Consider the following 13,369-nt stretch of genomic DNA (forward strand, 5'->3'; position numbering starts at 1 on the left):
AGTCTAGGAGAAATTCCTAGTCTTTTATTCTTTACTATAAACATCTTCACCAAACCATTTGTAAGAGATTTTTTGAAATTTCCCCTTATTATGAAGCTGTTTGAAAGCTTTGTTAATCTTTTCAATTAGTCTACGATCAACTTTGCGAGCTCCTACTACAAAATTTTCTCCTTGATAAGCAGTTTTAACAAAATAATAAGCTTTTATATTTCCTTCTTGCTTTAAATAATAGTTAGCATAAACTTCATCAATCAAAAGACCATCAATACGGTTATTTTTTAAATCAATCAAAGCCTGAGTGAAAGTATCGTATTGAACTGCTTCTTTTCCTTTTACAAACTTTTTTAAAATATCAGGTTTAGCGTTAAAAGCATCAAAACCAGATGAACCCGACTGGGCTCCTAGTTTTTTCCCCTTCATATCCTTAATACTATTAATATGTGATGAAGTTTTAGTAACAATTACTTGATGATTATTCATATATGGGTTTGTAAAAGCGACTTTTTTAGCACGTTCTGCCGTTTTTGAATAACCATTCCAAATAAGGTCTATATTACCATTATTAAGTTCAGTTTCTTTCATATCCCAGTTAATAGGCTGCCATTTCACTGAAATACCGTATTCTTTAAAAACAGCATTAGCTAAATCAATATCAAAGCCGGTATAGTCACCAGAACGACTTTCAAATCCCATAGGAACAAAAGTATTATCAAATCCAATAGTAATTTTCTTTTCCTTTTGATAATGTTCCCAATTATCAATACCAGCCATTTCCTTATTAGACATACCACATGCTGATAATATAATCATAAATAATCCAAATATAATGGTTAATAATATATTTTTGTGAGTCAACAATCTACCCCCAAGTCTACTTAGGATTAATTTTGAGAATCATATCAGATATACTTTCAGCAAATTGAAGATCATGTGTTACTACAATTTGTGTCATACCTGTTTCTCTATTTTGTAAAATTAGTTTTTCTACTTCTTGACGCAACTCTGGATCAAGAGCGCTAGTTGGCTCATCATAACCAATAATCTGTGGATCAATCATCATCGCACGAGCTAGTGCGACACGTTGCTTTTGCCCCCCAGATAATGAAAATGGATAGACTAAAGCATGGTCTTTAAGCCCCAAGCGTTCAAGTAATACTAAGGCTTTTTCTTTAGCAAGTTCTTTTGATAATCCCATCGTTTTAACAGGAGAGAGGATCAAATTATCTAATACTGTTAAATGTGGGAATAATTGAAAGTCTTGGAAGACGAATCCTAAAAGATTTAGTGTTTCCAAATGATCAACAGATACTTCTTTACCATCGTGAACAATAGTCCCTGAGTCAATCTTTTCCAGTCCAGCTAACATACGTAATAGTGTTGTTTTTCCACCTCCAGAAGGTCCTACTAAAGAGAGAATTTTACCTTCTTCTACAGTCAGATTGAAATCTTTGAAGATTTCTTTTTGCCCATAGCATTTAGAAATATTTTTTAATTCTAACATCGTCCCTCCTTATTTATAGTAGTTAAAACGCTTTTCAACTTGTTTAGATAAAATAGTTAAAAGACCAATTAATAATAGGTAAATACCACCTGCTATAAACATTGGTGCAAGTGTTGCATCCCTATTTGCGGCTGTCTTACTTTCTAGAAGTAAGTCGCCCACACCAAGTATGTAAACCAATGAGGAATCTTTCACTAAAGTAATCGTTTCATTGAAAACACTCGGTAAGACTATTTTGAAGACTTGAGGTAATACTATATACCAAACCGTTTGAAACTTAGAAAACTTTAATACCTTTGCAGCTTCATATTGCCCTTTAGGAATAGACTCAATACCTCCTCGAAAAATCTCTGCAAAATAAGCTGCATAATTCATCGTAAAAGCAATAATCGCAGCTGGCATACGATCAAAAGAAATCCCTACACTTGGTAAAAAGTAATAAAAAAAGATAAGCTGTAATAACAGAGGCGTGCCTCGCATAATCCAAATATAAGTTGTCAGTAGCCATTGAAGCGGCTTAAAATGAACTTTCATTAGGAAGGCTACAACAATACCAAGTGGAATTGATAAACAAATAACAATAAAGAAAACTTGCAATGTTACTTGCGCACCTACTAATAAGCTAGGTAAGATTTCTAAAATATAAGACATGGTCCCCCCTAAATAAAAAATAGATGTTCTCATTATATCAAAATTCAAACCAATGTCATAGAGCTTTTTTAATAAAAATGCATGAAATCAAGTCATATTCAAAAAGCAATTGACTGTTGCCAATTGCCTGAAAGCTATTTTTTTACAAACTCAGATTTTAGTTTCATAGCTCCAAAACCATCAATTTTACAATCGATATTATGATCGCCATCAACTAAACGAATATTTTTAACACGAGTGCCTTGCTTAATATCCTTAGGCGCTCCTTTTACTTTTAAATCCTTAATAACTGTCACAGTAACTCCATCTGATAAGCGAGTTCCATTGCTATCCAATACAATTAAACCTACTTCTTCTTCGACTTCTTCTGGATTCCACTCGTAAGCACATTCTGGACAAACCAGTAAAATACCGTCTTCATAGACATATTCAGAGTTACACTTAGGGCAATTTGGTAATGACATTTTTCTCTCCTTAAATTAATTAATAAAATAGTCAGCAAGTAACATTCTAACTGATTATAGGCTTCTTGACAATAGGAAAAAGCCTATTTTCCTTCAAAAATAGGCTTTTTTACAATTTTTAATATTTTGTAGTTAATATTAGCGTATTTTAGTGTAACGAGTCTATTCAACAGTTACAGCTTTTGCCAAATTACGTGGTTTATCAACATCTAAACCACGTTGTAATGAAGCATAGTAAGCAATTAATTGAGTCGGAATAACCATTGAAATGGCTGATAAGAATGGGTGAACTTTATTAACAATAATATCATCACCTTCACGTTCCAACCCTTCTTCTACAATAATCAAAGCATTTGCTCCGCGAGAAACAACTTCTTGGATATTTCCACGAGTATGCGCTGCAATAGTTGAATCAGCAGATATTAAAGCAATAACAGGAGTATTGTCTTCAATCAACGAAATTGTACCATGTTTTAATTCACCTGCAGCAAAACCTTCTGTCTGAATATAAGAAATCTCTTTTAGCTTCAGTGCAGCCTCCATTGTAACATAATAGTCGTTACCACGACCAATGTAGAAGGCATTACGTGTCGAGATTAACAACTGCCCTACCTTCTCAGAGATAACATCTTTTTCTGATAAGGTCGCTTCAATTGATTGTGCTACAATTGACAATTCATGAACCAAATCAAAATCTTTTGCTTCTGCCTTACCATTTGCTTCTCCTACCGCTTTTGCTAAGAAAGCTAACGTTGCAACTTGAGCAGTATATGCTTTCGTAGAAGCAACAGCGATTTCAGGTCCTGCATGAATGAGCATCGTATAGGTTGCTTCACGAGAAAGTGTTGAGCCAGGCACATTTGTTATAGTTAAACTAGGGATTCCCATTTCGTTTGCTTTAACTAAAACTTGTCTACTATCTGCTGTTTCTCCCGATTGACTAAGTAAAATAAACATTGGCTTCTTACTCAAAAGTGGCATGTTGTAACCCCATTCTGAAGAAACTCCAAGTTCAACAGGTGTGTCAGTTAATTTTTCGATCATGGTCTTAGCAGCAAAACCAGCATGATATGACGTCCCTGCAGCCAATATATAAAGACGATCTGCTTCTTGGACTGATTTTATAATATCAGAATCCACATTCATATCTCCAGACCCGTTCGCATAAGTTGAAATCAACTTACGCATCACAGTTGGTTGCTCATCAATTTCTTTAAGCATGTAGAATGGATAAGTCCCCTTACCAATATCTGATAAGTCAAGCTCTGCTGTGTAGCTACCACGTTCGATGACATTACCATCATAATCTTGAACTTCAACGCTATCTTTTTTAACAATAACGAGTTCTTTATCGTGGATCTCCATATATTCACTTGTCTCACGTATCATAGCCATGGCATCTGAACACACCATATTATAACCATTTCCCAAACCTATTAGAAGAGGTGATTTATTTTTAGCTACGTAAATCGTATCAGCATCTTGAGAATCAATAAGAGCAAATGCGTATGACCCTTCTATAATATGTAAGGCTTTTTTAAAGGCTTCAAGCACTGATAAGTTATCTTCTTCAACAAAGTGTTCAACTAAATGAATAGCTATTTCTGTATCAGTTTCACCCTTGAGGTTATGTTTTGTTAAGTAAATTTCTTTAATTTGAAGGTAATTTTCAATAACACCATTGTGTACCAATACAAAACGACCAGATCCTGAAGTGTGAGGATGTGCATTTCCTTCAGTAGGTTTACCATGGGTTGCCCAACGTGTATGACCGATACCTGTCGTACCACTAACAGAATCTCCTACTTTTGCCTGAAGCTCCGCGATTCGACCGACTGACTTCACAAGTTGACTTTTGTTATCACCTACTACAAAAATACCTGCTGAGTCATATCCTCGGTACTCTAGCTTTTCTAAGCCTTGAATTAAAATATCCGTTGCATTTGTATTTCCAACTACACCTACGATACCACACATATTATTATTACCAATAAGAGCTTTCTCTTATACTTTCTATCTAAACTTTCTTTTTGAATTGGTATATATTAATATATACCGTTAAAAAGTAACAAAAACAGTATATAATTAATGTTTTTGTTTGTCAATAAAAAAATTGGTATAGTCTTTTTGATTTTCTGTGATAACGAGATAGACGCTATCAAAAATTCTATCTATCTTAATCTTAGCCATTTTATTACATAAAAAGAATGGTATCAAATAATACCATTCTTTTACTACTCTGATGCTGTAAAACCAAATTCACTTAGAGGGTATACTTTAAAGGTAATAACACCACGAATATCTTTTTCTTTGATTAATCCAAATTTTCGACTATCATTTTTATTTTGTCGATTATCATTTAACACAAGATAAGAACCCTTAGGAACTCTGCTTTCTTTATTTCGTGTTAATGTTTCAACTGAGAAGTCGGAAGTAAAGGGCATTTGACCGTCTTTCTTTTCAGAATAAGCATTTTTCATTTTTTCAATGTAAGGCTCATCCTTGAAAACATCATTCAAATATAAAATATCATCCATTACTCTCACTTTTTGATTTGGCTCACCAATAACACGACTAATATAGAAAATCTTTCCAACCTTATAGACAATAAAGTCTTTGTACTTAGGCGTCCTATTACGATTAACAACAACAACATCTCCGTTGCTAAAATAAGAATTTGTAGCATCCTTATGTACTTTAAAGGTTGCAAAAACAAAATATCTCAAGAGAATCAAAATCAATACAGCAATCAATGCTAAAATAATATTTCTAATAAAATCGCGTTTAACCATAACTACTCCTAATCTTTTTTCCATTATATCATGTTTTCATAGATAAAAAAAGGAGGGTAATTATTAATATCATATCCTATTCTAGTCACAATAATCGAATAATAAAAAGCAAAACATATAAAAAACCCATTATTTAAGGTATTCTTAAATAATAGGTTTGAATTCAAAAATTATTTAACAGTACGAACACGCATTGTGTTAGTTCCACCTGTACCTACAGGAACACCTGCAACGATAACGATATTATCGCCTGATTCAACAAGTCCTGCTTCAAGTGCTACACGTTCTGCAACCTCAAACATATCATCTGTAGATGCTGGTTTGTCTGCAAGGACAGGGATAACACCCCAGTTAATCATCAATGAACGTTGTACTTTTTCATCAAATGTAACAGCCAAAATGTCTGCATCTGGACGGAATTTAGAAATGGCACGAGCTGTATTACCTGTTTCAGTAATTGTTACAACAAGTTTGATATCCATTGAGTGTGTTGCATCTTTAACCGCAGATGCAATAACATCAGTTTTGTTATTACGTGGGAATGCAGATGAGTCTAAGCGACCATACTCATTGAGTAATGTTTGAGCATTTTTATCAATAGTAGCCATTGTACGAACTGACTCAACTGGGTATTTACCATTAGCTGACTCACCTGAAAGCATTGTAGCATCAGTACCATCAATAACAGCATTGAAGACATCAGATACTTCTGAACGAGTCGCACGTGGTTTATCAGTCATTGTTTCAAGCATATTTGTTGCTGTAATAACTGCTTTACCAGCTGCATTAACTTTAGTAATGATCATTTTTTGGTAAACTGGAACCATTTCAAATGGAACTTCGATACCCATATCACCACGAGCAATCATAATACCATCTGCTGCTTCGATAATCTCATCAATATTATCGATACCTTGTTGATTTTCAATTTTAGCAAACAACTTAACGTGTCCATTGCCAGTTTCTTCACAAATAGCACGAACTTCATTAACATCTTTAGCAGTACGTACAAATGAGATAGCAATAAAGTTAAGTCCTTGCTCAAGTCCAAAACGGATATCAGCATTATCGCGTTCTGCAAGTGCTGGGAAAGGAATTTTAGTATAAGGGATGTTTACACCTTTTTGTTTACCAATAAGGCCATCATTCTCAACAACTACTTCAAATTCACGAGTGTCTTTATCTTTTGCAAACACAGTAAGACCTAGTTTACCATCATCAACAAGGATTTGCTTACCAACTTCAACGTCATCAAAGATGTCAAGTCCACCAGCAACATTCAATGCAATCACTTCTGGAGTTGATTTGATACCTTGCTTAGTAGCAACACGTAATTTTGTACCTGTTGTATATGAATGGAAATCTGCACCATCTTCAAAAAGTTCTGTACGAATTTCAGGTCCTTTAGTATCAAGGAGGAAGCCAACTTTTTGTCCTGCAATCTCTTCTGCTTTACGAACAGTAGCCATACGAGCTCCTTGCTCAGCATGATCTCCATGTGAGAAGTTGAAACGGAAAACGTTAGCACCTTCTTTAATCAATTGAGCAATTTTTTCTGCTGAAGCTTCTACGTCAAGGCTTTCACCCCAGTATCCAGACTCACCAAACTTCTTACCACCACGGAATTCTACCGCAGGACCAAGTGTTGCAACGATTTTTACGCGTTTATTCATAATAATTTATGAGCTCCTTTTTATTTAAAGTGTCAAATTGACAAATTCTTATTTACTACTTTGGTTGGCAAGGTCACGATTAAGTGCTGCCAAGCGAAGGTCCGCTTTATGCGGATTATTAACAACGATTTTTCCTTCATCAGTCAAGCTGAACAAAGCACCTTCTTCTGCTAAACCTAAAATTGGACTTTCAACCATTTCTTCGTTGTGGACACCAACGGCCAAACCGCCACGACCTTCTTTCAACAATTGAACAGCGTACGCTCCCATACGAGATGCTAAGACACGATCACGAGCAGTCGGATTACCACCACGGAGCAGATGTCCTAAATTCGTCACACGAAGATCGCTATCGTCTCCTGCTGCTTTCATTGTTTTTGCAAACTCATCACCACTCATAACACCTTCTGCAAGGACGATGATTTGGTGATGTTTACCAGCTGCATAGCCAGCTCTAACATTTGAGACAACTTCATCAATATTGAACTCTTCTTCAGGAACAATAATTTGATCTGCACCTGCAGCGATACCTGACCAAAGAGCGATATCTCCTGCATTTCTTCCCATAACCTCAACAACAAAAGTACGGTTATGACTTGCTGATGTATCACGAAGACGGTCAAGATTCTCAACTGCTGTCGCAACTGCTGTGTCAAAACCAATAGTATAGTCAGTGCCAACGATATCGTTATCAATTGTACCCGGCAAACCAACAGCTGGGAAACCGTGCTCAGTTAGACGCATAGCACCATGATAAGAACCATCACCACCGATAACTACTACACCTTCAATACCGTGTTTTTTAAGCTGTTCAATCCCTTTAAGCTGACCTTCAAGTTCAGCAAATTCAGGATAACGTGCTGAACGTAAAAACGTTCCTCCACGGTTGATAGTATCCCCAACAGAATTAGCATCCAAAGGGAAAATATCCCCTGTCACCATACCATAGTAACCTTGGTTGATGCCGTAAACTTCCATACCTTCAGAAATTGCTTTACGAACAACTGCACGGATAGCAGCGTTCATACCAGGGGCGTCACCACCACTAGTTAAAACAGCAATACGTTTCATTTAATTGGTACTCCTTTTATTAATTTAACGATTTAATTATAGCATATTAATTTGTAAATTTCTGCACTTTATATGCAATTTTATTGATAAACCGTTTTCACAACAAATTCAGATAAATCAAGGGCTAAGCCACTATCTTTTCTAACCAAATGTACTTTGCTTTGGATAGTTTCTTTAGTTGTTTCATAATGCAAATAGACAGGAATATGCCCTTTATATTTGGACAATATTTCCGATATTTTTTTGTCGTTATCATGATTTTTTAGAAGTATCCAAAAACGTTCCTCCGTTGCTTCTTGAACACCGTTTAAAACCATCTGTAATCGCTCATCTCGCTTCTGAATTTTTCCATGCAAGTAATAATATTTCCCTTCTTGTAAATCATCTCTTACAATATTGAAAGTTTCAGGAAAAACAGTAATATCCATTTTTGAATTAATATCCATAACAGTCAAGAAAGCCATTTGTTGCCCAGAACTTTTTGTCCTAATAACTTTGACCTGCTTTAGCTGAACTAAAATAGTAGCTTCGCTATTTTCTTGAACTTGACTAATTGGTATAAACGGACGGCTAGCTTTTTGTGAAATCCCCACTAAAGGGTGCGGGCTGATTCCTACTCCTAAGATATCTTGTTCCATTTCATATTTCTCAGAATTAGAGAAATCTTCTACTTCTAGCCAATGATATGAGGTATCTGCAAATAAACTACCTAGTTCATTTACAAATGTAAATAAAGAATCAAGATTAGAGGTGATTTTCCGTCTATTGTTATCAAATTCGTCAAATGCTCCAATAGCAATTAGCGGAGAAATAAAACCACTTTTTTGAAACTGCTGTGGCAGCCTCATTAGAAAATCTTCAATACTCTGAAACGGTTGATTTTTAGAAATCCAATAAGCCAAATCGTTAGGAACAGCCTTAATATTTTTTAAACCTAAATAAATTTTCTTTTTATAAATGCGGTCTCTGTATGAAATAGTATTAATTGAAGGTTTTTCAATAACAAAACCAAAATCAATAGCATCGATTAGATAATCACTATTTGAATAATTTATCATGATATCATAAAAGACATCGGAATAATGGGCTTTGAAATAGGCTAATTGAAAAGCTAAAGCCGAATAAGCAAAGGCATGGCTGCGATTAAACCCATAACCTGCAAATTTAGCCATGCGTTCAAATATAAGTCGAGCGTCTTCTTGACGATGTCCCTTAGCTACTGCACCCTCTAAGAAGGATTGCGCCATCTTTTGCATCTCCTTAGAATTTTTCTTAGACATAGCACGTCTGAGCAAATCAGACTTGCCTAGCGTAAAACCTGCGTAGGTCTGGGCAATCTGCATAACCTGTTCTTGATAGAGCATTATGCCATAGGTAGGTTGTAAAATTGGAGCTATGACAGGATCTACTAAATCGATTTTTTCTTTACCAAAACGACGGTTTATAAAATTCTCAGTATAATCACTTGCACCAGGCCTATTCAAGCTGGTGGTAGCTACCACATCTTCAAAACACTCTGGCCTAATACGTCGCAACAAATTAATAGCTCCACTTTGCTCAAATTGAAAAATCCCCTTTGTTTGACCAGCTGCAAATAGTTTTAGAGTCTCTTTATCTTCTAAATCAATAGTTTCTAATTGTATAGAGATACCGTAGTCCTTATCGACTTTCTCCTTCATTTTCTGAACAAATGTCAAATTTCGAAGACCTAGAAAGTCCATTTTTAGAAGACCATTAGCCTCAACAGAACTAGCATCATATTGCGTTATCATCATATCCTCACCGTTTTTTAAAGGAATATGATCTGTTAACAAATCGTCACTCATTACTACCCCAGCGGCATGAATAGAAGTCTGTCTAGGATTTCCTTCAATACGCTTAGCAATATCATAGGCTTTTTGGTATTCAATTTTACTATCTATTATTTGTCTGAAAGCTAAGTTGCGGTTATAAACACTGGTCAAATTATCTCTGAAATGAATTTTTTTAGTTATGTTTGTTAACTCATACTCTGATGCACCAAAGCGTTTAAAAACATCTCGAATAGCCTGTTTCGCACCAAAAGTTGAGAAGGTTACAATCTGTGCAGAATGCATTGAACCATATCGATTACGTACATAGCGCAAGAATTCTCCACGATAAATATCCGGAAGATCAATATCAATATCTGGCATCGAATAACGCTCTTCATTTAAAAAACGTTCAAAAATTAAATTATGTTTGACAGGATCGATACCGGTAATATTTAAAGCATATGAGACTAAACTTCCCGCTGCTGAACCACGTCCCATTCCCATATAGTAGCCCTTACTACGACCAAATCTTAATAAATCCCACACAATAAGAAAATAGTCATCAAAGCCCATTTTGTGAATGATTGTTAATTCTTTTTCGAGACGCTCTTGATAAGCATCGCTCCATAAACCTTTACTTTTTAAGTTATTTTGAGTTAAGGTTCTTAATTCTTCTCCAGCAGGAATTTCTCTATTAAAAATAGGTAACTTAAAGTCAGAATCAAAGTGATAAGTAACATTCTCTACCAAAGATTCTAGGTTAGCTAAAGCTTCAGGAAAACGTTCCTTGAATGCTAGAGTCATTTCTTGACAAGGTTTTAATTCTTGATTTTTGCTCGCATATTGTGCATCTTTTAACAGGACATTATCTCTTATAGCATGAAGCATCTGTAATGTCTCAATATCATTTTTTTGAAAATATCGAACAGTATCTATGGCTATAATAGGTTTGGTATATGGAATCTGCGGAGAGGTCAAATTAACACCAATAACATAATCAAAGGGTAAATTGAGCTGATCAAGAGCATCTTGATAGGGAAGAATCAATTGCACCCCTTCAAGATGTTCTGTCAATAAATTTAGAGACATCTTCTCAGACATTTGAGCCGTTGACAACTTCAAGAGATTCTTATAACCAACTGTATTTATCGCAATACAGTAAATTTCTATTGATCTATTTTCAACCACTATATCAAAGCTAAATCCAACTATTGGTCTTAGGTTTGCCTTTTGCGCCTCTTGAATAAAATGATACGCTGCATAAAGATTACTGTGGTCCAAGATACCAATAGTTTGATATCCTAATGATTTCGATTTAGAGACATATGTCTTTAAATCAACCAAGCTATCCATAAAAGAATAGACGGTTCTTGTATCAAGTTGTGCAAACATAGTAGCCCCTTTTTACGATTTTTTACTATTATACTATGAAACAATAAACGATTAAAGTCTCAATGATAATTCCTTGACATTTCAAATATTTTTTTGTACTATTTTTATAGTACAAAAAGTACAAGATTATGAAAGGAGTTATCTATGGCTTGGGAATTCAATGAAAAATCACCTATTTATTCACAAATTGCTGAACATATAAAGATGCAAATTGTTAGTCAAGAAATAAAAAGTGGTGACCAATTGCCTACCGTGAGAGAGTTAGCTCAAGAAGCTGGTGTTAACCCAAATACCATGCAACGTGCCTTCACTGAATTGGAACGTGAAGGAATGGTATTCTCACAACGTACTTCCGGACGCTTTGTTACAGAAGACAACTTACTAATTGGTAAAATTCGTCAACAAGTTGCAAAAGCAGAGTTAGCAACTTTTGTCAACAACATGAAAAAAATAGGATATAAATTAGATGAAATTACGGTTGCTCTCGATCATTTTATAAAGGAGATTAATTAAATGACACAGTTATTACAACTTCATCATGTTACAAAGAAATATCACAAACATACTGCTGTTAATGATGTGACTGTAAGTATTCCAACAGGAAAGATTATAGGTTTATTAGGTCCAAATGGTAGCGGAAAAACAACAATCATCAAAATGATAAATGGATTACTTCAGCCAGATAAGGGAGATATCGTTATTGATGGTTACAGACCGTCTGTTGAAACCAAAAAAATTATTTCATATCTCCCTGATACTTCATATTTACAAGAAAATATGAAAATCAAAGACGTCGTTACATTATTTGAAGATTTCTATAACGATTTTGATTCAAAGGTAGCTTATCAACTATTTGAGGATCTTAACCTAAATCCTAAGGAATGTCTAAAAAACCTATCAAAAGGGAACAAGGAAAAAGTTCAATTAATACTTGTTATGATTCGTAAAGCTAGGCTCTACATCCTTGATGAACCTATTGGTGGTGTAGACCCTGCAGCGCGTGACTACATTTTAAAAACAATCATTAGCAACTACTCTAATGATGCTTCTGTTTTAATTTCGACTCACTTAATTTCTGACATTGAACCTATCCTTGATGAAGTTATCTTCCTTAAAGAAGGAGAAATTGACCTACAAGGCAATGCTGATGACTTAAGAGAAGAGCACAACTGTTCGATTGATGCTCTCTTTCGTGAAAGATTCAAGAAATAAAGGAGATTGATATGTTTGGAAAATTATTAAAATATGAATTAAAATCAGTTGGTAAGTGGTATCTAACACTCAACGTTGCGGTTTTATTAGTATCTATTATTTTAGGACTGGTATTAAAGGCACTTGGCGGCAATTTTTCTACTGATACTAATAGTACTAGCGCCCAAATATTCACTATAATACTCGTTTTATTGCTAGCGATGGTTATTTCAGGATCTCTGTTATCCACCCTTGCTATTATTATCAAACGTTTTTATAGTAATATCTTCGGCCGTCAAGGATATCTAACCTTAACGCTCCCAGTAACTACGAATCAGATTATTTGTTCAAAGCTACTAGCTTCTCTTCTTTGGAGCATTTTTAATATTTTTATTGTCATTATTGGAATCATATTGGTCATATTACCTTTAGTAGGTATTGGTCGGTTCGTTGTCGCTTTTCCAGAAATCTATAAAATTATTTCATCTTCGAACGCTCCACTTTTTATCGCCTATTTCTTTCTATCGTACGTTGCAGGGACATTACTGATTTATCTCTCTATCGCTGTAGGGCAATTATTTACAAACAAACGTGTATTGATGGGAATTGTTTCTTATTTTGGAATATCACTCTTAATTACTTTCTTAACATTAATAATAGATAGTATTTTTCATATTGATTTATTCAACTCTCATGCAAATGCAACATTCTCTCAACCTGTATTGCTCTACAATATACTTGTTAGCATTGTTGAAATTGCTATATTCTATATGTTGACACACTCTATTATTAAGTACAAACTTAATATACAATAAAAAGATTGGAGATATATCTCCAATCT

12 protein-coding genes are annotated in these 13,369 nt (G+C 34.7%); 3 read left to right on the top strand and 9 right to left on the bottom strand.

Going from position 1 to position 13,369, the window contains the following annotated elements; all coding sequences use genetic code 11:
- Window positions 1-24: 24 nt before the first annotated feature.
- The 9 genes from HMPREF9171_RS107385 to HMPREF9171_RS107345 all read right to left on the bottom strand — a co-directional run bounded on the left by HMPREF9171_RS107385 (window position 25) and on the right by HMPREF9171_RS107345 (window position 11,337).
- Window positions 25-858 (bottom strand): amino acid ABC transporter substrate-binding protein, encoded by an 834-nt coding sequence (locus HMPREF9171_RS107385; RefSeq protein ID WP_000955379.1) that lies wholly within the window; start codon window positions 856-858, stop codon window positions 25-27.
- A 13-nt stretch (window positions 859-871) separates the two neighbouring features.
- A complete protein-coding gene (locus HMPREF9171_RS107380; protein WP_000891275.1) occupies window positions 872-1,501 on the bottom strand; it encodes an amino acid ABC transporter ATP-binding protein in 630 nt (209 codons plus the stop codon).
- A 9-nt stretch (window positions 1,502-1,510) separates the two neighbouring features.
- Entirely contained in the window at window positions 1,511-2,152 is a 642-nt protein-coding gene (locus HMPREF9171_RS107375; RefSeq protein ID WP_000120401.1) for an amino acid ABC transporter permease, read from the bottom strand.
- Window positions 2,153-2,286: 134 nt separating this feature from the next.
- Complete coding sequence (locus HMPREF9171_RS107370) at window positions 2,287-2,616, bottom strand: zinc ribbon domain-containing protein YjdM (protein WP_000056783.1); 330 nt, start codon at window positions 2,614-2,616, stop codon at window positions 2,287-2,289.
- Between the two features lie 162 nt (window positions 2,617-2,778).
- Complete coding sequence (glmS, locus tag HMPREF9171_RS107365; protein ID WP_000334315.1) at window positions 2,779-4,593, bottom strand: glutamine--fructose-6-phosphate transaminase (isomerizing); 1,815 nt, start codon at window positions 4,591-4,593, stop codon at window positions 2,779-2,781.
- Between the two features lie 257 nt (window positions 4,594-4,850).
- Window positions 4,851-5,408 (bottom strand): signal peptidase I, encoded by a 558-nt coding sequence (lepB, locus tag HMPREF9171_RS107360; protein ID WP_000240773.1) that lies wholly within the window; start codon window positions 5,406-5,408, stop codon window positions 4,851-4,853.
- A gap of 170 nt (window positions 5,409-5,578) precedes the next feature.
- Complete coding sequence (gene pyk / locus HMPREF9171_RS107355; RefSeq protein ID WP_001042782.1) at window positions 5,579-7,081, bottom strand: pyruvate kinase; 1,503 nt, start codon at window positions 7,079-7,081, stop codon at window positions 5,579-5,581.
- Window positions 7,082-7,129: 48 nt separating this feature from the next.
- A complete protein-coding gene (gene pfkA, locus HMPREF9171_RS107350) occupies window positions 7,130-8,152 on the bottom strand; it encodes a 6-phosphofructokinase (RefSeq protein ID WP_000820828.1) in 1,023 nt (340 codons plus the stop codon).
- An 80-nt stretch (window positions 8,153-8,232) separates the two neighbouring features.
- Window positions 8,233-11,337, bottom strand: a complete 3,105-nt coding sequence (locus HMPREF9171_RS107345; RefSeq protein ID WP_000457946.1) for a DNA polymerase III subunit alpha — start codon at window positions 11,335-11,337, stop codon at window positions 8,233-8,235.
- A gap of 144 nt (window positions 11,338-11,481) precedes the next feature.
- Between HMPREF9171_RS107345 and HMPREF9171_RS107340 the strand changes: the two genes are divergently transcribed.
- Genes HMPREF9171_RS107340 through HMPREF9171_RS107330 form a run of 3 tightly spaced genes read left to right on the top strand, consistent with a single transcriptional unit; the run spans window position 11,482 to window position 13,343 of the window.
- Window positions 11,482-11,850, top strand: coding sequence for a GntR family transcriptional regulator (locus tag HMPREF9171_RS107340; protein ID WP_000312256.1), 369 nt, complete (start codon window positions 11,482-11,484; stop codon window positions 11,848-11,850).
- A complete protein-coding gene (locus HMPREF9171_RS107335; protein WP_000192679.1) occupies window positions 11,851-12,549 on the top strand; it encodes an ABC transporter ATP-binding protein in 699 nt (232 codons plus the stop codon).
- Between the two features lie 11 nt (window positions 12,550-12,560).
- Window positions 12,561-13,343: a hypothetical protein gene (locus HMPREF9171_RS107330; RefSeq protein WP_000467147.1), complete on the top strand. Its 783-nt coding sequence runs from the start codon at window positions 12,561-12,563 to the stop codon at window positions 13,341-13,343.
- The last annotated feature ends 26 nt before the right edge of the window (window positions 13,344-13,369 follow it).

This window comes from Streptococcus agalactiae ATCC 13813 (genome assembly GCF_000186445.1).
Lineage (GTDB): Bacteria > Bacillota > Bacilli > Lactobacillales > Streptococcaceae > Streptococcus > Streptococcus agalactiae.